Source organism: Halorubrum rarum, assembly GCF_048380895.1.
Classification (GTDB): Archaea; Halobacteriota; Halobacteria; order Halobacteriales; family Haloferacaceae; genus Halorubrum.
In genome coordinates this window covers 1-19,591 of record NZ_JBLWMN010000007.1, presented here as the reverse complement: position 1 = coordinate 19,591, position 19,591 = coordinate 1, and the positions used below count along the sequence as shown (strand labels likewise).

Sequence of the window (19,591 nt, the reverse complement as noted above, 5' to 3'; positions counted from 1 at the left end):
CGTCCGTTCAGGGGGACATAGCGTCCAGATCTCGCTGGAGGCGGTCCGCCGTTCGAGCACTGCCGGCCGCGCAGCCGGCAAGGACGGCCGTTCCCGGACCGAACACTGCGGCGGGACCGATACCGAACTCGCCCAACGAGAGCTGGTCCTCGTCTTCCTCTTCCTTCTTCGAGCCATCGGGTGATTCCTCGGTCGTCGATCGTGTTCGGTTCGATCCGGCCGAGGAAGCGTGCAATGGACGTCATCGAGCGACAGCAGACCGGGTCCCGTGGTGCACTATCCCGGGCCGACCGCGACGAACCACGGTTTCTCGTCGGGGTCGTACTCGGCGATCGCGCCGCTGTGGCTGCGAGTGTCAGCCGAGAGGACGCCGACGTGTTTCAGCTGCTGGACGAAGTTGAACAGGACGTTGTTACGGATCACGTCCCGCCAGACGGTCGGGTCCTCGTAGAGTCGAGCCGTCTCTCCCCGCTCGATCAGTTCCCGTGCTCGGGCGGCCCCGCGATCGGTACAGAACGCGCTCAAGAAGACGTTCGGATACTCGTGAACGAGCCGTTCGACGAGATCGAGAAAGTGAACGCGCGGGCCCTCCTGCCGAAGCGCGTCCAGCAACAGCCCGAACTCCGGATGGCGCGTGAACGCGTTCCGGAGGAGGACGCCCAGCGGCCGGTGGACCTCGGTAACGGTGTTTCCCCGAGCGTCCTCCTTTATCAGTCTGAGATCGTCGAGGTCCTCGACCCCGTACCCTCGAAGGACGGTCGCCGCCATCTCCCCTTGTTGGGTCAGTCGACACGGCGATCCGGACGCGAGGAACCCGAGCGTTCGACCGCTCGCGATCGTGGACCCGCCCGCACCGAAGCTGAACTCGTCGGCGATGACGTCGACCAGTTCGCTACGTACCCGGGGACCGTACCGATCGAGCGCGACGACCGGAGCAAGGTAGTTCAGCGGTTGCGCGAGCGTCAGGGTAGTGATATCGCCACCGAACTCGTTCCCGCGCAGTCGGAGCGAGAGCTGTCCTTCGATGTCCGCGACCTCCGTCGTCGATTCGGCGCTCGGCGGCGCGGTCCACGAGGCGACGCCATCGTCACGGACGCCGATGACGCCGACGCCCTTCGATCGAAGGAGAGGGATCTGTGACGCGACGGTCGGTTCGTGACCGGCGAGATACGAGACGTGTGCGCCCTGTTGGTAGGTGAGCGCCTGCCCGATACCGCGAAGCAGCCCGCTCGAGCCTTTGACCTCGATGGCGAACACCCGATTCGTGTTCGTGAACCCGATCACGTCGGGATACCGACCGCGGATCGTGATCTCGTGACGGCGACAGCGATCCAGGACGTCGGCGTAGGCGTCGCTGTGTGCCTCTGGAACGTGAACCAGTGGATCGTAGTTCCGATCGTCGAGTTCGGTCACGACGCGATCGAACACCGCCACCTCGTTCATACGCTCGCCTCGATCTCCGTCGCAAAGAAGCTACGTGTGACGGAGTCGATACGTCGATCCGCAGCTGGAACCAGCCGTATGCAATACGAACGAGCCTCGCGTGATGTACAATCCGTACGGACCGCGTATGGGTTGGGGCGGATTCGAACCGCCGACCTGCTCCGTGTGAAGGAGCCGTCATAACCGGACTAGACCACCAACCCGCTCGCTCTGAGCTACCCGACGTCGGAACTTAAGGGTTGCTTTGTCGGATCGGTTTCAAGCCGATCCGTGTACACAGGACGGTATGACACACGAGCTCCGATTCCTCGAACGGATGCGACAGCGGATCGCCGGCGTCATGCATTTTCCGTTGTCCGCGATCGGCCTGTTTGCGGAACGGGAGACGCCTCGGGACCAGTACGCGTTCACGCTCCGGCGGCCGTACGGGGACGTCGAGGCAATGCTCCACCGACTCGGATACGTCCGGAATCTCGTCTCCTCGCTGAAACACCGGTCGTACGACACGCCGCCGGAAACGACCGTCGCGAGTTGGGTGTGGTACCCGGAGGGTGCGCTCCGAAGCACGTCACAGCTTCACCTCGGGCTGTTCGTCGGTTCGGACCGCGAGACGACCGACGTGTACGCACATTGGGAGCCCTCGTGGATTCGACACCCGGTCCGCCACTACCGGGCCGAGGAGGTCGACGCCGAGAAGGGCGTCGTTCGGGTCCGAGAGCTGTTCGAGAGCGCGGAGGTCGAGTTCGTCGTGGTGCCCGCCGAGCGGCGGATCGAGACGGGTATGGACGTCGGGTGACGGGCGAGGCGGTTACTGCTCGTCGACATCGGACCGGCGTCCGCGATACGCGTCGATCCGCTCGCGGGCGGCGGCAACGGCCTCACGAGCCTCTCCGTCGGCTCTCGCCTCCAGCTCCGCCAGGTCGGACTGGAGGCGGTCGAGGCGGGACGGCTCCGGCTCCGCCTCGTCGCCGAGCAGGTCCTGAATCCGACTCCGAAGCGGTTCCAGCTCCTCTTCGATCCCCGCTTTCGCGTGTTCGGCCGCACGACCGAGATAGTACCGAGCGTCCTCGAAGTGTTTGCTCATATTCGTCCTTTAGCGAAGGACAGATATAACGATTGCGACGAGGCTGATTGCGACGAAACCGATTGCGACGAAGCTGGTTGCGACGAAACCGACCGGATCCTCAGTACGACGGCGACTCCTCGGGTTCCCCGTCGCGAGCGTTGACGACCCGGCCAAGCGTGAAACAGAGGTCCGAGAGCCGGTTGAGGTAGCTGACGACCGTTTCGTTTATCTGCTCCGCTCGGGCAAGCGCGACGGTCCGGCGCTCGGCACGACGAACCACTGCCCGAAGGTGATGGAGCGCCGCACCCGACTCGCTGCCGCCCGGAAGGACGAACGACCGGAGCGGTTCCAACTCCTCGTCGAACGAGTCGATCCGGTCTTCGAGCGCCGACACGTGGTCCGACCGGACCCGCGGGTCGTCGGGAGCCGGGTCGGGATTCGCGAGGTCCGCCTGCACAACGTGGAGGTGGTTCTGCACGGTCGCGAGGAGGTCGTCGACGTCGCCGTAGCCGGTCGGGCGAACCGTTCCGACGAGTGCGTTCGCCTCGTCGACCGTTCCGTACGCCTCGATCCGCGGGTCCGTCTTCGCAACGCGAGTCATGTCCCGCAGGTCGGTCTCACCGTCATCGCCGCGGCCCGTGTAGATCGTCATGCGAGCGTTCGCTCGATGTACTCCAGAATGTTGGCACTCTCCGGCATCGTGACGCCGCGTACCTCGTCGACGAGAACCGGAACGCCCCGCTGTCCGCTGACGCGTTTCACCTCGTTGCGCTCGGAGTGCAACGCGTCGACCCACACCGTTTCGTACGCCACGTCGGCGTCCGCCAACGCGTCGTGCACCTTCACACACCACGGACAGCCGTCCAGCGCGTACAGAATGACGCTCATACCCGAACCAAGAGCGGCCGCCCAATGAATGTATGGACCCGGGAGAACGGATCACACGGGTCGCAGCCGTGAGTCGCTGATAGACTACAGGTCGTGATACGACCTGATTCGCTCCCGATACGCGTCGGGGATCGGACGCGACTCCCCGGAGTCCGGATCGACGGTGACCTGCGTCGACTCCGCGGTGGCGGCGACGCCGTCGGTCGTTCGGAGCTCGTAGGTCATCGGAACGCTGGACCGCCCGAGTTCGGGGACGTCGATATCGACGGTAACGGTCCCGTCCGACAGCTCGATCGGTTTCCGGAACTCCAGAGACAGCGCGGCGAGCACGGTCGATATCGAAGAGAGATCCGTCTCCAGAACGTCCCCGAAGTAGCGCGCTCGCGCCTGTTCGATGTACGTCGCGTACACCGCGTTGTTGACGTGACCCATCGAGTCGATGTCTCGGAATCGAACCTCGATCTCCGTGGAGTAGGTGCTCATACCTGCCTCTCACCGGACGGAAGTATGTAACCGTGGGGTCACGCCGTCCACCCCGTTAAACATTCATATCGTGCTATCCGATTTATCAACAGGTGATCGGCCCGTTATCGGGGCCGTTCGGCTGCAAGGGTGGTGTAGTCGTGACGTTTCGAGAGGCGACGAACGCAAAGCGAGAATCACGTATGCGGTCGCGCGCGCGAACGATGGTTAACAACGTAACATGCTCACGGCCACGATCCGGGATCTCGAGCTCACGGCCACGAGCGTGGTCTCGATAATGGCGCACGTCACACCAACGATCCATGGAATCGACTCCCGGGGGATCAGTACGTTAAAATCGGTTCCCGTTCGAAGTGGTCGTATGAGCCTCGAGAAAGACGTCGACTGTCCGTCGTGTGGTGAGACGCTCTCGTTTTACCGAACCGCAGCGATGACGCTCCATCTCGGCGAGAAAACGAAGTGGCGGTGTCCGGAGTGTGGCTACGGCTACGTCGAGATCAACGGAATCGACACGCTCACTGCCTGATCCCGAACAGTTCGGAATGCGAGACGGAGGGCTGAAGCGTACATCTCTTTTTTGCGTACCGGTCGTCCGGTACCAGTCACCCGAGGCGGTGATCTCGAGACCCACGCGGAGTGTCGCGATGTCGGTCTCGCGAATCAGCTGACTTGTTTCGAGAGCCATTCGCTTCGTCAGTAGACACCTACACGTCGACGACACACGACATAGACCAGGATGGTACCGTTCGGCGATCGAGCGTCACACGCGGACGTACTGGCTAGCGATCATATAAACTGTGTACTGCGATATGAAATCGACCCACTCCAGCTTGAACCGGGTATCGACGAGAGAGGTTGCGGAACACGAGTCTCCTCCGAGCGATGTGCTTCTCGTTCGGTGAGCGGACAGAAAGAACGGTATGCTACTCGATCCTACGTGCTTACGGCGTGTACCCACGTTCGGTTTTCACAGCTCCCCAGAATCACGTCACGACGCCGAGAGCGTTGGGTCGGAGTTGAACCACTCCACGAGGTCAAGTCCACGCGAACGGACGTTCCACGCGCAAATCGCGATACGATCGTGAGCGTTCGCGGGCGTGGTGGCGCGGGATCGTGAGCGTTCGCGGGCGTGGTGGCGCGGGAGTATCACAGGATCCGATGCGGGTCCTCGACGTCGTCGGTCAGTCGGACTGGCCGCCGTCACTCATGGCGACCGTGGACCCGCCCGCCTCCACCGTCGGCGAATCGCTGCCGACGTCGAAGTTCCGAAGGAGCTCTTGGAGCCGCTCCGACTGGTCGGCGAGCGATCCGGCCTCGGCGGTCGCCTGCGACATGGCAGAGAGCTGTTCGTCGGCAGCTTCGGAGACGTCGTCGACCGCCTCGGCGGTCGTCTTGCTGATGTCCGCGACCTCCTCGGCCATCGAGACCGTCTCCTCCGTACTCGCGGCCTGATCGTCGGTCGCCGTCCCGATCTCTCGAATCCCGTCGTCCGTCTCTGCCGCGTTCTCCGCCACCCGCGTGAACGCATCGGCGGCGTCTCTGACGGCCTCGGCACAGTCCTCCATGTGCTCTTCGGCGGTGCGGACCTCCGCAACCGTCGCTTCGGTCTGTGTTTGGGTGCCGTCGATGAGCGCTTCGATGTCCTGTGCCGCGTCCTGCGTCTCCTCCGCCAGCTGCTTGACCTCGTCCGCGACGACGGCGAATCCGTCGCTCGCGCCGGTCCCGCTTCCGCCACCCGCCCGTGCGGCCTCGATGTTCGCGTTGAGCGCCAGCAGGTTCGTCTGCTCGGCGATGTCCCCGATGAGGTCGACGATATCCCCGATGTTGTCCATCCGCTCGTCGAGGGTCTGGACCTTTTCGGCGGTCGAGCCGATCGCGTCTCGGGACTCCTGGACGCTGTCGATCGCCTGTTGAGCGGTGTCCTCACCGTCACCTGCGATCGCTGCCGTCTGTTCGGCCGCGCCGACGACGGTCTCCGTCGACGAGGCGACCTCCTCGATCGTCGCCGAGAGGGTGTTCATCTCGTCTGAAACCTGTGCGAGCATCTCGCGCTGTTCGTCCGCACCGTCGGCGATCTCCGCGATCGACCGTCCGACGTCCGTGCTCCGCTGCTCGGCGACGTCAACGCCGGCCACGGTTTTCTCGCTCGCGTCCGACACCTCGTGGGCGAACGACTGGATCTCCTGCATGGTCGATTCGATCTCATCCATCATCTCGTTGAACGCGGCACCGATCCGCTCCATCTCCTCGCTGTCGCCGTCCGCGTCAAGCCGTACCGTCAGGTCGCCGTTCGCCGCCTTTCCCATGGTCGCGCTGTAGTCGTCGGCTTTCGCTTCGAGATGCCGATTCAACCGTTCCACTTCCTGCCGCTGCGTTTCGACCTCGTCTTTGGCCGCCTCGACGTCCCGTATCTCCGACCGCTGTTCGGAGACCAGTTCGAGCTGGCGTTGCGCCTCCTCGCGTGACTTCTCGATGGAGTACCAGTTGACCACCAACGCGAGAGCAAGGCCCGTGATGAACATCGCGTGGACGCCGCCCCACGCGATCGGGTTCTCGATGGCGGCGGGATGGTTGTACACGAGACTCGAATCGATCAGGCTGAAGAGGCCGTGGCCGACGGCGACGTACACCATTCCCACGGCGAACGGGAGCCAGTCCTCGTACACCGCGAGCACGGCGAGAAACACGAAGAAGTGAAAGTGCGCTTCGATGAATCCGCCGGAGAGTTTGACGAGCGCCATCGATATGGTCATGGCGCTGAACGCCGCGAGCACGGTTCGCTGCCGCCGCCCGAGCCGCGACCAGTTCGCCAGCAGTGCCGTCCCGAGGATGACGGTGACGAAGCCACCCACCATCCACTGCGGGACGGCGGGGATCGTCGCACCGGTGACGAGGGACTCGGTTCCCTCGTACAGTCCCAACGCGACGATAAACGGTACCTGAGCGACGATGAGTAGAAGGATGTTTCGGTGACGGCGCTCCCACATCTCCATCGGCATCGACGTGCCATCTGGGATGTATCCGATGATCGCTCGAACGTCGTGTGTCAACCCTGACGGATCGGCTGTCTCGGCGTTGGTGCTCCCTAAAGTTTCGCTCATGGGTCCGGTCGTCACAACACCGGCAAGAACGTTCCCCTCCGAATATCCGTGTTGATACTCGGTGCGATCGTCTCGCTGGCTCTCCACATCGGGACGCCCGGAGATCGGTGCTGCCGAGCACCCGCGGGGACCGTGATCGCGTCGTCGTTCTCGGAGCGACCGTGTCGTCGTTCTCGCGGGTGAGCTGTGACCTCAGGAATGGTCGTCCGCTCGCTCCGCGGTCGCTATCGACCCGACCATCGACCAGCCCTCCTCGTCGGGGCCAGAGCGGCCGAGAAGCACGCGCTCGCCGTCATCGGAGGTGATCAGTCGGAACTCGGCGTCGGTGTCGTCGTCGACGCGTACGCCCTCCCCGCGGAACTCCCGCTGGAAGAACTCAGTCGACGAGAACTCGAAGACGCCCGTCTCGCCGGAGTGAAGCTCCAGACGGACGGGCCGCGGCTGCACGTTGTGGATCCGCTTCGCGATCGGATGGAGATCAGCCATACACGACCACCGGACGCGTCCGGCAAAAGCGTCGCGGATACTGCGGGCCGACGCGGCGCTCTGTAGTATCGATGTGAGACACGGCAGCACTGGCGCCGACGCTGGTCGGCGCAAACACGACGCGAAAACCGATCCGGTCGCCCGCGAACGAACCGTGGAACCAGTGTGTGCCGGTGGGAACGGTGCGGTCCGTCGAGCGGGTTACGCGTCGAGGACGTCGTCGTACTCGCCGGCGTCGACGCGGTCGTCGAACGTCCGGGCGTCCTCGCCCTCGATGGTGACGCCGAGGGAGGCACAGGTGCCGCCGACCTCCTTGGCGGCGTTCTTCGTGTCGTACGAGAGCAGGTCCGAGGACTTCTGCTCGGCGACGGTCTTCACCTGTTCGATGGACATGTCCGCGACGAACTCCTTCTGGGGCTCGCCGGAACCGGTGTCGAAACCGACTTCGTCTTTGATCAGTTCCGCCGTCGGCGGGACGCCGACCTCGATCGTAAAGGAGCCGTCGTCCTCGTACTCGACGGTGACGGGAACCTCCATCCCGTCGAACGCGGCGGTCTCCTCGTTGATCTGTGAGACGACGTCCTGCACGTCGACCGGCGTCGGGCCGAGCTCCGGACCGAGCGGCGGACCGGGGTTGGCCTGCCCGCCGGGGACGAGCACTTCGATAGTTCCAGCCATACCCGTACGAACCCGGTGGCGACTTTTAACGGTTGTTCTTTCACGCGCGGCGGGAGAGCGATTCACACGCCGTCGGACGTTCACGCGCCGTCAGACGTTCACGCGCCGCCGAACTCGAGCCGACGCCGACGATCACGCCTCCGTCGCGACACGTCCCGGCAGAAACGTCCCCGTCTCCCGGCGGACGCCGAGCAACAGCGTGATGCCGGCCAGAAGCGGGATCGCGGCACAGGCCGCGTAGATCGGAGCGAACCCGACCGTATCGATCAGCGGCAGCGACACCATCGGCCCGAGTCCGCCGCCGACGTCGCCGAGGACGTTGTTCGTCCCCGACGCCCGTCCCATCCGCTCGTCGGGCGTCAGGTCCGCCAGAAGCGCCATCATCGGCCCGCTCGTCCCGCCCTGCCCAGCCCCGATGAACAGGCACGCCAGCGCCAGATCGAGCGTCGATCCCGCCCGTGCCAGAAACAGGAAACCCGCAAACGAGACGACGAGGAACGCGAGGAGGATCGGCGTTCTGGACTCTCTCGTATCGGACACCCGCCCCCCGATCAGCATGAACGTCGCCGCGGCGACGACGGTGCCCGCCATGAATATCCCGGAGGTACCCTGCGCGTTCAGTCCGAGCAGCGAGATGTCATTCGCACCCAGAAACAGCACGAGCGTGGCGAACAGCGCGCCGATGTACGCGAACATCAATCCGAAGTTGACGAATCCAACCGTCACCGCCGGGATCGACGTGTCGACGTCCCACGGCTTGACGGACGCCTTCTCGCCGTCCGTCGTCACGTGCGTCTCGGGGACGAGTCGATAGGCGACGACGCTCGCGACCAGGGCGAACGCGGCGGCAACGGAGAACGCGGCGACGTTGCCCGCCAGCGAGGAGACGACGCCGCCGAGCACGAGGCCCGCCGGAAAGCCCATCGTGATCCCGCCGCGCACGACGCCCATGTTCGTCCCTCGAGAGCCGCTGTCGGAGACGTCGGCCGCGATGGTGTAGGCGGTCGCGAACACCGCGGCCGAGCCGAGGCCCCACAACACGCGTGCGAGCACGAACCACGTCTCGGGTGCGACGGCGACGGCGACCGGAGTGAACCACTCGTTCGCGCCGATCGCGACGGATCCGACGGCGATCGTCGGGAGCGCCTCCGCGACCCACCGCAACGACTCGGCCGGCGGCATCACGAGGGCGACGACGTAGCCGAGGGTGGCGATTCCCTCGATGAACAGTCCGTAGACGAACGGCTTCCGGGTCCCGTACCGGTCGACCAGGGCTCCGGCCGGCGCGTTGGCGACGAGCCGCACCCATCGGTTCGCCGAGAGGATGACGCCGACCATGAACGCGGAGATTCCGAGCACCGCCCCGAGGTTCGGGAGGATCGGGAAGACGACGCCGCCGCCGAACCCGACGAAAAAGGTGCTGGCGATCACCGCGAGCAACACCGTCGGCGGTCGAGCGATGCCGAACGTTGGAAGGCGGGACACGGTTCGTTACGTCTGACTGCCGTCCGTCGGCTCGGTGACGGACGCATCACCCGGTTCCTCGCCCGTCCGCGCCGGCATCGACGCGATCGTCTCGTCGAGTGAGGGGTGTTCGACGCCGTCGACCAGCAGCGGCTCGACGATACGATTCACGGCCGCCTCCGCGACGGTTCGGGTGTACGGGGGACCGTTCCGGTCGCCGCCCGCCACGGTGATCTGTCGGGTCCGCGCACCGTCGAGCGTCGCCACGAACAGCGCGGCCGTCTCCTCGACGTCGACGTCGCGGAAGACGCCGTCGTCGATCCCCTCGCGGAGGATCTCCGCGGCCGTCCCGCGGAGCAGCCGGTCGCTGCGCTCCAACTGGTCCCGGATCCGATCGTTGAACGGTCCCTGTGAGCGGAGCTCCAGGAGGGCGATGTGGAACGATTCGCGATCCGTCTCGTCGGGCTCGAAGACGAACCAACAGATGAACTCGATCAGCCGCTCGACGGGGGGCCGGTCGGAGCGCTCGTTGACGCGATCCTCGAAGTCGCTGATGACGCGATCGAGGAACGCGACGAGGAGGTCCTCCTTCGTGTCGTAGTGGTAATGAAGGAGCGACTTGCTCTTCGAACACTCGTCGGCGATGTCCTGCATCGTCAGTCCGGCGTAGCCGTGAGCACACAGCGCGCGGTAGACCCCGTCCATGATCTCGTCGGCCGCGCTCGGCTCCTCACTCATTGACTGACTGGTCAGTCAGCGATCGGTAAATCTCTATCGGTGGGCACATTCACCGATCGCCGTCGGCGTGTGGGTGCGGTATCCGTCCATCGATACGTGTTGGCGGGCCTATCACCGTCGCTCACGAGGTCGGTTAGTCGAAAAATCGATGCGCCCAAAAGTTACGTGCTGCTCGCTTACAGACGGGTAACGTTCGTCGCGCGGGGGCCTTTGTCGGCCTCCTCGATGTCGAACTCGACCTCCTGCCCCTCCTCGAGGTCAGGACCGCCGACGTCCTCCATGTGGAAGAACACGTCCTCGTCCGCGTCGTCAGTTTCGATAAAGCCGTAACCGCCAGTGTCGTTGAAGAAGTCAACTTCGCCTTTCGCCATTGCATCCGTACAAGCGCGCCACCAACCTAAAAGGCTTCCGCGACCGAGGAGCGGGAGTGAACGAGTGACACACACGAGGCCAAGCGCGGTCGACACCACACTGGATCGGACGTATCGACGCCGGACGACGCCGACGCACCCGTGCCGTGCGATCTCCGATCATACCGTCGGCGTGATCTCCGTGCATACCGCCGGTGTGATCTCCGTGCATACCGCCGGTGCGATCTCCGTGCATACTGCCGGTGTGACCCGGTGTGATATCCGTACGTGCCACCGGATCGTCCCCGTACGTGCCACCGGATCGTCCCCGTACGCACCCGCCGCGTTAGAAACTACTATACGACCCCGGGACACAGCACCGTACGTATGAGTCAGTCGTACAATCGGGGCCTCATAGAGGACTTCGGTAGGTGGCGGGAGTTCTCGGCGGGGATGTGGGCCTGGATATTCCACAAGTTCACCGGCTGGGTGCTCGTGGGGTACCTCTTTACACACATCGCCGTGTTGAGCACCGCGATCCCGGCTGCAGGTGCCGAGGAAGCCGTCCTTCAAGCGGGCGACGACGTCTACACGCAGACGATCGTCACGCTGGAGGAGCTGCTGCTCGTGCGCATCCTCGAAGTCGGGCTGCTCGCGGTGGCCGTGTTCCACATGCTTAACGGGACGCGGCTCCTCTTAGTCGATCTCGGGATCGGGCTGGAATCACAGGACAAGAGCTTCTACGCGTCGCTGATCCTGACGGGTGCGATCACCGTCGCGTCAGTTCCGACGTTCATCGCGGGGGCGTTCTGACCATGGCGGAACGATACTCCTCGTTCACGCCGGGCGGAACGATGTGGCTCCTCCAGCGGGTGACTGCGGTGTTTCTCATCGGCGTATTGGGGTTCCACTTCTTCCTGCTTCACTTCGTTCACCACGCCGACGAGGTGTCGTTCCTCATGAGCGCCGGGCGGATGGAGACGTGGAGCTACTACTCGCTGATGGTGTTGTTCCTGTTGACGGCCACGTTCCACGGCGTCAACGGCGTGTACAACGCGCTGATCAACCAAGGGCTCACGGGGACGAAGCGGACCGTCATCAAGTGGACGCTCGTCGTCGCGAGCGTGGTCGTCATCGCACAGGGTATCCGGACGGCCAACGCGTGGGCCGGCATCGGGGTGTTCTGATATGAGTACGCAAGTTCCGAAGGGAGAAGAGCAGGGTACGGACGCGGAGACCGAGACGGACGCCGCTGAGGACGCTCCCTCGAAGGGGGACGTCCGACGCGAGGAGAAGCGCCACCGTGCGGCGGAGCGTCGCGCACAGCGACAGGCCGAGGAGGCCGAGAAGGCCGCGGCAGACGAGAGCACGGTCGAGCTGAAGGTGTTCCGGTACGACCCCGAAGTCGAGGGGAAACAGGAGCCTCGGTTCGACACGTTCCACGTACCCTTCACGAAGGGAATGACCGTGCTCGACGCGCTGATGTACTCGCGTGACACGTACGACTCCTCGCTTACCTTCCGACACTCCTGTCGCCAGGCCATCTGTGGGTCGGACGCCATGTTCGTCAACGGGAGACAGAAGTTGGCCTGCAAGACGCAGATCTCCGAGCTCGACGAGCCGATCCGCGTCGAGCCGCTTCCGCACGCCGAGGTGACGAAGGACCTCGTCGTCGACATGGAGCACTTCTACGACCAGATGGAGGCGGTCGAGCCGTACTTCCAGACGAACGACCTGCCGGACGGCGATCTCGAGGAACAGCGTCAGACTCGGGAGAACCGCGAGAAGGTGAAGATGTCGACCCGGTGTATCTGGTGTAGCGCGTGCATGTCCTCGTGTAACATCGCCGCCGGAGACAACGAGTACCTCGGTCCCGCAGCGATCAACAAGGCGTACCGGTTCGCCATGGACGAGCGGGAAGGCGAGGACATCAAACAGAAGCGCCTGGAGATAATCGAGCAGGAACACGGCGTCTGGCGGTGTCAGACCCAGTTCTCCTGCACGGAGGTGTGTCCGAAGGACATCCCCCTCACCGAGCACATCCAGGAGCTGAAACGCGAAGCGGTCAAGAACAACCTGAAGTTCTGGTGACTCCGGGAGACACGCTCAAGAGCATCCGAACTTTACCACACAACATACACCAATCATGTACGAACACGACGTAATCGTGGTCGGGGCGGGCGGAGCCGGCCTCCGCGCGGCGATCGCTGCACAGGAGGCCGGAGCCGACGTGGCGATGGTCACGAAGCTTCACCCGGTCCGCTCGCACACGGGCGCGGCGGAGGGCGGGATCAACGCTGCGCTCCGCGACGCCGACTCCTGGGAGGACCACGCGTACGACACGATGAAGGGATCGGACTACCTCGGGGACGCGCCGGCCGTCGAGGCGCTCTGTAAGGAGAGCCCCGAGGAAGTGATCACGCTCGAACACTGGGGGATGCCGTTCTCCCGCGAGGAGGACGGCCGCGTCTCCCAGCGCCCGTTCGGCGGGCTCTCGTTCCCGCGCACGACGTACGCGGGCGCGGAGACGGGCCACCAGATGCTCCACACGATGTACGAGCAGGCGGTCAAGCGCGGGATCACTCTCTACGACGAGTGGCACGTGATGGACCTGGCGGTCACCGACGAGGCGGACCCGGCGGACCGAACCTGCCACGGCGTCGTCGCCTACGACATCAAAACCGGTGAGATCGCCGGCTTCCGCGCCGACGGCGGCGTGGTCCTCGCGACCGGCGGGATGGGACAGGTGTTCGATCACACCACCAACGCGGTCGCGAACACCGGCGACGGCGTCGCGATGGCGTATCGTGCGGGCGTTCCGATGGAGGACATGGAGTTCATCCAGTTCCACCCGACGACGCTTCCCTCGACGGGCGTGCTCATCTCCGAGGGGGTCCGCGGGGAGGGCGGCATCCTCTACAACGCGGAGGGTGAACGGTTCATGTTCGAGCACGGCTACGCGAACAACGCCGGCGAGCTCGCCTCCCGCGACGTCGTCTCCCGTGCCGAGCTCACCGAGGTCAACGAGGGTCGCGGCATCGAGGACGAGTACGTCCACCTCGACATGCGTCACTTGGGCGAGGAGCGCATCCTCGACCGCCTGGAGAACATCCTCCACCTCGCGGAGGACTTCGAGGGTGCCGACGGCCTCGAGGAGCCGATGCCGGTCAAGCCCGGCCAGCACTACGCGATGGGCGGCGTCGAGACGAACGAGTACGGCGAGACGGTCGTCGACGGACTGTACGCCGCCGGCGAGTGTGCGTGTGCGTCCGTCCACGGTGCGAACCGACTCGGCGGCAACGCCCTCCCGGAACTGTCCGTGTTCGGAAAGCGCGCGGGCCGTCATGCGGCCGGCGAGGACATGGGCGACGCCGAGATCCCAACCGGCAAGGCGGGCGACTGGGAGCCGGCCGACTACGAGTTCGAGGTCGAACTCGGCGAGTCCGGCGGGACGGACCCCGCGGCCGCGGACGGTGGCGCGGTGGCGGCGGACGCGGACTCGGTGCTCTCGGCCGCGGTCGAGCGCGCGGAGGAGCGCGTCGAGACGCTGTTGGAGCGGACGGGACGCAACCACGCCGAGGTTCGCTCACAGGTCCAGCGGACGATGACGGACAACGTCAACGTGTTCCGCGAGGAAAGCGGGCTGAAGGAGGCGCTCGTCGACCTCCGCGAGGCGCGCGAGGCGTACAAGGACGTCGCGGTGTCGGACCCGTCGCGGACGTTCAACACCGACCTCATCCACACGATGGAGACGCGCAACGTCCTCGACATCGCGGAGGCCCTGGCGATGGGTGCGCTCGCGCGAAACGAGTTCCGCGGCGCACACTGGCGACAGGAGAACCAGATCCGCGACGACGAGAACTGGCTCAAACACACGCTCGTCTCCTGGCACGACGGCGAACCGGAACTGTGGTACAAACCCGTTATTCTGGAGGGCGAGGAGAAAACGTACGAGCCGAAGGTACGGTCGTACTGAACGGTCGCCGGTCGCCTCCGACACGGTCGTCGTTCAGGGACGACGACTCCGCACACACATCGTCGCCATTGGCGCGACGCGAACCACGCGGGCGACTCGCCGGTTGCCGAAACCGCACCGATCGTTCCGGATCGATCACGGTTTCGTATCCGTCGACGGTCGAAATACCTACCGGCACGAACCCCAACGTTCAGTACGGGAGTCTCCGAACGACGTCTTAAGCGTCGTAAATCGAATCGTTAACCGCTATCTCCTCGATATCCGCTACTTTCGACGATCGTTGAATGGGGGATTTATTATCGTCGAACTGTTTGGGACAGTCAAGATGTTGGAAACAGAGACAGCACCTGCGACGGTCACGCCGGCGCTGCCGCCGGAGCTGCAGTCTCCCCGAGCGAAACTCGTGTACCTGTATCTGACGACGAACGGTTCCGCGACCGTCTCGGAGATGGGTGACTCGCTGGGTATGAAGAAGATCGCGCTGTACAGCATTCTGAAGACGCTCCGCAGGCAGGACATGATCGCCTGCGACGACGAGACGTACACGCTGACCTGATCCACCCCGCGTCCTCGCACCGCTCGATCCTCTCTCCGAGAGCGACTGCTGGACGCGCCGAAAACGGTCCGTCCCACATGGACCCAACGCGCCGAGCGAGGGGTTTACGACGCCGTAGCACGCACGGACGGTCGTGGACGCGAACCAACGGGAGTTCGAGAACCCCTTCGGGATGGACCTCGACTGCGAGAACTGCACGGAGCTGTGCGGCTCGCGCGAGCGAGTCGTCCACGGCTACGGCGACGTCGGCGCGGAGTTCCTCGTCGTCGGGGTCGCTCCCACGGCTGCGGCCGAACGTAACGGCATTCCCTTTACCGGCGCGGGCGGCGGCGAGCGCGTCCAGTCGATGTTCGCCGACCTCGGGTTCGTCCGGTCGGCTCTCGACGCGACCGAGCCGGACGTCCAGAACGTCTTCTTCACCAACCTGACGCGGTGCCGACACCCGGGCCGCGATCCGACCGACGACGAGGTACGGACCTGCGAACCGTTCCTGAACGCCGAGATCCGGATGATCAATCCGCAGATCATCGTTCCGGTCGGAGAGCGCCCACTCCGAGCGCTCGCGGTCGAGTACACGACCCGCCGACCGGACTCGTTCGACATCGACGCCGAACACGCGACGACGATCCGCGGTCGCGGGTTCGAACTCGTTCCGATGGTCGAGCCGGAGGAACTGACAGACGAGCGAGCGGGCGAGTTCCTCGAGCACATGCGCGAGAGCGTGTTAGCTCGGGACTATCGACAGACGAAGGGGCGACAGGAACGCTGAACGCTGATCGGGGCCGTCGCGAAGGCGACGGCAACGAGTTCGCGTCGGGGGTGACGGCGCGGGCTCCTACTGCTCGGCGCGGAACTTCACCAGCGTCAGGTCGCGATCGAGCGCGCAGTGGTCGTGAGGGGGCTCTCCGAGCACCTGTTCGATGACGCGCTCCTCGTCGAAGCCGGCACCGTCGGGGACGCAGTACTGATGGCTCGGGCACTCGGTGTGCGGGCAGGGGCCCGCGAGCGCCACCCTGCTGCCGGCGTAGGCGTGCTTGGAGGGGACGTTCGCGGGAACCGGTGCGGGCTCGACCTCGACCGCGCGGACGCCGGAGTCGTGGACCGCGCAGTCGAGCGTCTGTGCGTTCTCCCGGATGGAGGTGATCCGATAGCGGGTGCCCTCGGAAAGGTTGAGACACTGGCTCCGATACGGACAGCCGTCACAGCCGGAGGCTTCTCCCTCGTACACGAACTCGCGGCCGACGTCCGCGAGCCGGGTTCCGATGAGCGTTACCGTGGTCATGTCACGTCGAACGACCCCCGTCGCCGTAAGCGTCCCGCCTTCCACGCGTCGCGTCCTGCGACGTACGGGAGAAACGCCCACCGCTCGCCGTCCACCCGCCGAGGAGATCGAGAGGGGAAGACACATCCCCGGCCCCCGGCAACCTCCAATCGATGATCGCGGAGCTGGCGGCCGAGCTGAAACGCGAAGCCGAACGGGCCAACGAGCGACGCCTCCTCGTGCTCGCGGGCGATCGCGATCGGGGGTTCGACGCCGCCTACGAGACGGTCGAAGCGGTCGGCGTCGACGACGACGCGGTCACGATCGTCTCCACGCGCGAGGGGTTCCGCTTCCCGGAGCGCCGTCCGCGGGCCGCCGGCGAGCTGCTCGGTCGCACGCGGGAGGTCGTCGTGTTCGACTGTCACGATCGCTTCGTCCCGAACGCGCTCGGGCAGGTGACCGGCGCGGTCGACGGCGGCGGGCTCCTCGTTCTCTTGACTCCCGATCTCGACGACTGGCCGCGGATTCGAGACGGGTTCGACGAGACGCTCGCGGTGCCTCCGTACGGGCTCTCGGACGTGACCGGTCGGTTCCGGACGCGCGTCGTTCGAACCCTCCGGCGGCATCCGGGCGTCGCGATCGTCGGGCTCGACGACCGAGCGGGGGAGAGCGACGACCCCCGCCCGACGGTCGAGCGCGACGGACTCACGTATCCCGTGGCGTGGACGCCTCGGTCCTCGTCGAGTCGACCGGCACGAGCGGCGTTTCCGGAGGCGGCGTACGCCGCGTGCCTGACCGACGACCAGTCACGCGCGCTTCGATCGCTCGAACGCCTGTCGTCGCCGGGCTCGGCGGTCGTCGTCGAGGCGGACCGCGGGCGGGGAAAGTCGAGTGCCGGGGGGCTGGCCGCGGGATCGCTCGCGCTCGCCGGGCAGGACGTGCTCGTCACGGCACCGGCGTTCGAGAACGCCGCCGAACTGTTCGCGCGGGCGAGCGAGCTCCTCGCGGAGCGTGACGCGCTCGTTTCCTCCGACGATCGAACCGTCCTGACGACCGTAGACGGCGGATGCGTCCGGTTCCGATCGCCCGCGGACGCGGCGGCGCTGCCCGACGATCCCGACGTCGTCGTCGTCGACGAGGCGGCGGCGCTTCCGGTTGGGCTGCTCGAGGGGCTGCTCGCGGCCCCGTCCGTCGCCTTCTGCACGACGATCCACGGCTACGAGGGTGCCGGCCGCGGCTTCTCCGTCCGGTTCCGCGAGCGGTTGGACGCGAGCGAGCACGCGGTTCGGGACGTCCGGCTGGCGGAGCCGATCCGGTACGCCCGGAACGATCCCGTCGAGGGGTGGGCGTTCCGTGCGCTCCTGTTGGACGCTCGCCCGGTCGTCGACGAGGCGGTCGCGGGGGCGATGCCGGAGACGGCCGAGTACCGCGCGCTCGGCGGCGACGAGCTGCTCGCCGACGAGCACCTCCTCTCGGAGGCGTTCGGGCTGCTCGTCGCCGCGCACTACCGGACGGAGCCGAACGACCTCGCGCGGCTGCTCGATGCCCCGAACCTGTCCGCACGCGCGCTCGCGGTCGACGGCCACGTGGTCGCGGTCGCGCTGCTCGCCAGGGAAGGGAACCTCCCCGCCGAGACCCGCCGCGGAATGTACGAGGGCGAGCGCGTCCGCGGGAACATGGTGCCGGACGTGCTCACGAGCCAGCTTCGGGACGAGGACGCAGCAGAGTCGACCGGACTCCGGACCGTCCGGATCGCGACCCACCACGCGGTTCGCGATCGGGGGTTCGGGTCGCGCCTCCTCGACCGGATCCACGAGGAGTTCGCGGGGGAGGTCGACTACTTCGCGGTCGGGTACGGGGCGACCCCGCGCCTGCTCCGGTTCTGGCGGCGGGCGAACTACCGGACGGTTCACCTCTCGACGACGCGAAACGACGCCTCCGGGGAGCACTCGGTGATAATGCTCCGACCGGAAACCGACGCGGGAGCGGCGCTTTTGTCCCGCCATGCGGCGACGTTCCGCGACCGCGAGCGGGACGCCCTGTCGGACGCCCACCGCGACGTCGACGCGGACGTCGTTCGGGGAGCGCTTCGGGCGTGTCCGGCCCCCGCCGAGGTCGATCTCACGGACCACGAGTGGCGCGTCGTCGTTGGTGCGTCCTACGGGCCGGGGATGTACGACGTCGCGCCGGGGGCGTTCCGCGACCTCGCGCTCGCGGCGCTGATACGCGAGGACGGGACGCGTGTGGCGGACGGGATCGACGACCGCACGGAGCGGCTGTTCGTCCGGAAGGTGTTGCAGGGTCGACCGTGGGAGCACGTCGCGGACGAGCTCGGCTACGTCTCGACGCGGTCGTGTATGCGCGCGCTCGGCGACGGCGTGAGGCCGCTCGTGGACCGATACGGAACGGACGTCGCGGACGCCGAACGGACGCGGTTCCGCGACTGACGGCGGGGACGGCGTCCGGGTCGCCGCGGTCGGCCGGATGTGACAGGTTTAAGTGTCTCTCGGACGGACGTGTAAACGCGAAGCACGCACCGGTAGTGTAGTGGTATCACGCAACCTTGCCATGGTTGCAACCCGAGTTCAAATCTCGGCCGGTGCATTTCTCGAACGAAGTGAGAGAAATCGCCGAGTGATTTGAATCAGAGAGCGAGCAAAGCGAGCGACCGTGGTTCAAATCTCGGCCGGTGCACTTCCTGCGGTCGGTTTCCGGCCTGCTTCCCGTTCGCTCCGCTCACGGGAATCTCGGCCGGTGCATTTCCGACTGAGTTCGTCAGTCGACGTTCGCTTCGTTCCTCTCAGCGAACTCCCTTTTCAGTGGCTCCGTTGAAATCCTCAGCAAGTGATATATTCTGCCCCGATTGCGGTCAATACAGGGAACTCATGAATTACCCAGTACAGACACAGCGGTGATCGATAGCGGGAGTGGGTGTTGCAGGTCGCCGGTCGCGATGCGGCATTTAAACGACCGTGAGCGACGTCGATGGATACTTATAAAGAACGCATGCAGCGGCGCGCGCCTCCGAGCGCCCACCGGGCGCGAGGAGCGCGTGCGAGGGAGTCAGGGGCGGTCGCCGAGCGGTTCCGGCGACCGCCCCT

21 protein-coding genes and 2 tRNA genes are annotated in these 19,591 nt (G+C 65.6%); 10 read left to right on the top strand and 13 right to left on the bottom strand.

Annotated features, from left to right (window positions below; genetic code table 11):
• Positions 1-276 precede the first annotated feature (276 nt).
• A complete protein-coding gene (locus ACNSN7_RS07355; RefSeq protein ID WP_418281629.1) occupies positions 277-1,443 on the bottom strand; it encodes a hypothetical protein in 1,167 nt (388 codons plus the stop codon).
• Between the two features lie 128 nt (positions 1,444-1,571).
• Positions 1,572-1,646: transfer RNA gene (locus tag ACNSN7_RS07350), tRNA-Val, on the bottom strand.
• An 83-nt stretch (positions 1,647-1,729) separates the two neighbouring features.
• Between ACNSN7_RS07350 and ACNSN7_RS07345 the strand changes: the two genes are divergently transcribed.
• Entirely contained in the window at positions 1,730-2,239 is a 510-nt protein-coding gene (locus ACNSN7_RS07345; protein ID WP_418281628.1) for a hypothetical protein, read from the top strand.
• 12 nt (positions 2,240-2,251) lie between these two features.
• On the opposite strand, the gene ACNSN7_RS07340 is transcribed toward ACNSN7_RS07345, so the two are convergent.
• The 4 genes from ACNSN7_RS07340 to ACNSN7_RS07325 form a co-directional block, all read right to left on the bottom strand.
• Positions 2,252-2,527 carry a DUF7553 family protein gene (locus ACNSN7_RS07340; protein WP_418281627.1) on the bottom strand — a complete coding sequence of 92 codons (276 nt, stop codon included), beginning with the start codon at positions 2,525-2,527 and terminating at the stop codon, positions 2,252-2,254.
• 100 nt (positions 2,528-2,627) lie between these two features.
• Positions 2,628-3,161, bottom strand: a complete 534-nt coding sequence (locus ACNSN7_RS07335) for a cob(I)yrinic acid a,c-diamide adenosyltransferase (protein WP_418281626.1) — start codon at positions 3,159-3,161, stop codon at positions 2,628-2,630.
• A complete protein-coding gene (locus tag ACNSN7_RS07330) occupies positions 3,158-3,397 on the bottom strand; it encodes a glutaredoxin family protein (protein WP_418281625.1) in 240 nt (79 codons plus the stop codon). Before ACNSN7_RS07330 ends, ACNSN7_RS07335 begins: the two co-directional genes overlap by 4 nt.
• An 84-nt stretch (positions 3,398-3,481) precedes the next feature.
• A complete protein-coding gene (locus tag ACNSN7_RS07325) occupies positions 3,482-3,880 on the bottom strand; it encodes an acyl-CoA thioesterase (protein ID WP_418281624.1) in 399 nt (132 codons plus the stop codon).
• 361 nt (positions 3,881-4,241) lie between these two features.
• Between ACNSN7_RS07325 and ACNSN7_RS07320 the strand changes: the two genes are divergently transcribed.
• Complete coding sequence (locus ACNSN7_RS07320) at positions 4,242-4,406, top strand: DUF7838 family putative zinc beta-ribbon protein (RefSeq protein WP_418281623.1); 165 nt, start codon at positions 4,242-4,244, stop codon at positions 4,404-4,406.
• A 655-nt stretch (positions 4,407-5,061) separates the two neighbouring features.
• Here the strand turns inward: ACNSN7_RS07320 and ACNSN7_RS07315 are convergent.
• From ACNSN7_RS07315 to ACNSN7_RS07290, 6 genes are all read right to left on the bottom strand, one after another.
• Entirely contained in the window at positions 5,062-6,981 is a 1,920-nt protein-coding gene (locus tag ACNSN7_RS07315; RefSeq protein WP_418281622.1) for a methyl-accepting chemotaxis protein, read from the bottom strand.
• A gap of 192 nt (positions 6,982-7,173) precedes the next feature.
• Positions 7,174-7,467 carry a DUF8072 family protein gene (locus ACNSN7_RS07310; protein WP_418281621.1) on the bottom strand — a complete coding sequence of 98 codons (294 nt, stop codon included), beginning with the start codon at positions 7,465-7,467 and terminating at the stop codon, positions 7,174-7,176.
• Between the two features lie 201 nt (positions 7,468-7,668).
• Positions 7,669-8,145 carry a 50S ribosomal protein L11 gene (locus tag ACNSN7_RS07305; RefSeq protein WP_418281620.1) on the bottom strand — a complete coding sequence of 159 codons (477 nt, stop codon included), beginning with the start codon at positions 8,143-8,145 and terminating at the stop codon, positions 7,669-7,671.
• 132 nt (positions 8,146-8,277) lie between these two features.
• Positions 8,278-9,630, bottom strand: a complete 1,353-nt coding sequence (locus ACNSN7_RS07300) for an MFS transporter (protein ID WP_418281619.1) — start codon at positions 9,628-9,630, stop codon at positions 8,278-8,280.
• A gap of 6 nt (positions 9,631-9,636) precedes the next feature.
• Positions 9,637-10,347 carry a TetR/AcrR family transcriptional regulator gene (locus tag ACNSN7_RS07295; protein WP_418281618.1) on the bottom strand — a complete coding sequence of 237 codons (711 nt, stop codon included), beginning with the start codon at positions 10,345-10,347 and terminating at the stop codon, positions 9,637-9,639.
• Positions 10,348-10,523: 176 nt separating this feature from the next.
• The gene (locus tag ACNSN7_RS07290) at positions 10,524-10,718 is read right to left on the bottom strand and encodes a cold-shock protein (RefSeq protein WP_004046659.1); all 195 of its coding nucleotides are present in this window, start codon (positions 10,716-10,718) and stop codon (positions 10,524-10,526) included.
• 366 nt (positions 10,719-11,084) lie between these two features.
• Here ACNSN7_RS07290 and sdhC point away from each other — a divergent pair, with 366 nt between their 5' ends.
• The 6 genes from sdhC (at position 11,085) to ACNSN7_RS07260 (ending at position 15,998) form a co-directional block, all read left to right on the top strand.
• Positions 11,085-11,510 carry a succinate dehydrogenase, cytochrome b556 subunit gene (sdhC, locus tag ACNSN7_RS07285; protein ID WP_418281617.1) on the top strand — a complete coding sequence of 142 codons (426 nt, stop codon included), beginning with the start codon at positions 11,085-11,087 and terminating at the stop codon, positions 11,508-11,510.
• Positions 11,511-11,512: 2 nt separating this feature from the next.
• Positions 11,513-11,884 carry a succinate dehydrogenase/fumarate reductase transmembrane subunit gene (locus ACNSN7_RS07280; protein WP_418281616.1) on the top strand — a complete coding sequence of 124 codons (372 nt, stop codon included), beginning with the start codon at positions 11,513-11,515 and terminating at the stop codon, positions 11,882-11,884.
• 1 nt (position 11,885) lies between these two features.
• Positions 11,886-12,788: a succinate dehydrogenase/fumarate reductase iron-sulfur subunit gene (locus ACNSN7_RS07275; RefSeq protein WP_418281615.1), complete on the top strand. Its 903-nt coding sequence runs from the start codon at positions 11,886-11,888 to the stop codon at positions 12,786-12,788.
• A gap of 55 nt (positions 12,789-12,843) precedes the next feature.
• Positions 12,844-14,673: an FAD-binding protein gene (locus ACNSN7_RS07270; RefSeq protein WP_418281614.1), complete on the top strand. Its 1,830-nt coding sequence runs from the start codon at positions 12,844-12,846 to the stop codon at positions 14,671-14,673.
• 325 nt (positions 14,674-14,998) lie between these two features.
• The gene (locus ACNSN7_RS07265) at positions 14,999-15,229 is read left to right on the top strand and encodes a TrmB family transcriptional regulator (protein WP_418281613.1); all 231 of its coding nucleotides are present in this window, start codon (positions 14,999-15,001) and stop codon (positions 15,227-15,229) included.
• Between the two features lie 133 nt (positions 15,230-15,362).
• The gene (locus ACNSN7_RS07260; protein WP_418281612.1) at positions 15,363-15,998 is read left to right on the top strand and encodes a uracil-DNA glycosylase; all 636 of its coding nucleotides are present in this window, start codon (positions 15,363-15,365) and stop codon (positions 15,996-15,998) included.
• Between the two features lie 66 nt (positions 15,999-16,064).
• Here the strand turns inward: ACNSN7_RS07260 and ACNSN7_RS07255 are convergent, their stop codons facing one another.
• Complete coding sequence (locus ACNSN7_RS07255) at positions 16,065-16,511, bottom strand: UPF0179 family protein (RefSeq protein ID WP_418281611.1); 447 nt, start codon at positions 16,509-16,511, stop codon at positions 16,065-16,067.
• 152 nt (positions 16,512-16,663) lie between these two features.
• Between ACNSN7_RS07255 and tmcA the strand changes: the two genes are divergently transcribed.
• Together tmcA and ACNSN7_RS07245 are read left to right on the top strand one after the other, a co-directional pair.
• Positions 16,664-18,937 (top strand): tRNA(Met) cytidine acetyltransferase TmcA, encoded by a 2,274-nt coding sequence (tmcA, locus tag ACNSN7_RS07250; RefSeq protein ID WP_418281610.1) that lies wholly within the window; start codon positions 16,664-16,666, stop codon positions 18,935-18,937.
• An 86-nt stretch (positions 18,938-19,023) separates the two neighbouring features.
• Positions 19,024-19,094, top strand: a tRNA-Gly gene (locus ACNSN7_RS07245).
• The last annotated feature ends 497 nt before the right edge of the window (positions 19,095-19,591 follow it).

Excerpts from the sequence above, each read along its gene's own strand:
- ACNSN7_RS07355 (WP_418281629.1), bottom strand. The coding sequence starts at position 1,443 with ATGAACGAGGTGGCGGTGTTCGATCGCGTCGTGACCGAACTCGACGAT.
- ACNSN7_RS07345 (WP_418281628.1), top strand. The coding sequence starts at position 1,730 with ATGACACACGAGCTCCGATTCCTCGAACGGATGCGACAGCGGATCGCC.
- ACNSN7_RS07340 (WP_418281627.1), bottom strand. The coding sequence starts at position 2,527 with ATGAGCAAACACTTCGAGGACGCTCGGTACTATCTCGGTCGTGCGGCC.
- ACNSN7_RS07335 (WP_418281626.1), bottom strand. The coding sequence starts at position 3,161 with ATGACGATCTACACGGGCCGCGGCGATGACGGTGAGACCGACCTGCGG.
- ACNSN7_RS07330 (WP_418281625.1), bottom strand. The coding sequence starts at position 3,397 with ATGAGCGTCATTCTGTACGCGCTGGACGGCTGTCCGTGGTGTGTGAAG.
- ACNSN7_RS07325 (WP_418281624.1), bottom strand. The coding sequence starts at position 3,880 with ATGAGCACCTACTCCACGGAGATCGAGGTTCGATTCCGAGACATCGAC.
- ACNSN7_RS07320 (WP_418281623.1), top strand. The coding sequence starts at position 4,242 with ATGAGCCTCGAGAAAGACGTCGACTGTCCGTCGTGTGGTGAGACGCTC.
- ACNSN7_RS07315 (WP_418281622.1), bottom strand. The coding sequence starts at position 6,981 with ATGAGCGAAACTTTAGGGAGCACCAACGCCGAGACAGCCGATCCGTCA.
- ACNSN7_RS07310 (WP_418281621.1), bottom strand. The coding sequence starts at position 7,467 with ATGGCTGATCTCCATCCGATCGCGAAGCGGATCCACAACGTGCAGCCG.
- ACNSN7_RS07305 (WP_418281620.1), bottom strand. The coding sequence starts at position 8,145 with ATGGCTGGAACTATCGAAGTGCTCGTCCCCGGCGGGCAGGCCAACCCC.
- ACNSN7_RS07295 (WP_418281618.1), bottom strand. The coding sequence starts at position 10,347 with ATGAGTGAGGAGCCGAGCGCGGCCGACGAGATCATGGACGGGGTCTAC.
- ACNSN7_RS07290 (WP_004046659.1), bottom strand. The coding sequence starts at position 10,718 with ATGGCGAAAGGCGAAGTTGACTTCTTCAACGACACTGGCGGTTACGGC.
- sdhC (WP_418281617.1), top strand. The coding sequence starts at position 11,085 with ATGAGTCAGTCGTACAATCGGGGCCTCATAGAGGACTTCGGTAGGTGG.
- ACNSN7_RS07280 (WP_418281616.1), top strand. The coding sequence starts at position 11,513 with ATGGCGGAACGATACTCCTCGTTCACGCCGGGCGGAACGATGTGGCTC.
- ACNSN7_RS07275 (WP_418281615.1), top strand. The coding sequence starts at position 11,886 with ATGAGTACGCAAGTTCCGAAGGGAGAAGAGCAGGGTACGGACGCGGAG.
- ACNSN7_RS07270 (WP_418281614.1), top strand. The coding sequence starts at position 12,844 with ATGTACGAACACGACGTAATCGTGGTCGGGGCGGGCGGAGCCGGCCTC.
- ACNSN7_RS07265 (WP_418281613.1), top strand. The coding sequence starts at position 14,999 with ATGTTGGAAACAGAGACAGCACCTGCGACGGTCACGCCGGCGCTGCCG.
- ACNSN7_RS07255 (WP_418281611.1), bottom strand. The coding sequence starts at position 16,511 with ATGACCACGGTAACGCTCATCGGAACCCGGCTCGCGGACGTCGGCCGC.
- tmcA (WP_418281610.1), top strand. The coding sequence starts at position 16,664 with ATGATCGCGGAGCTGGCGGCCGAGCTGAAACGCGAAGCCGAACGGGCC.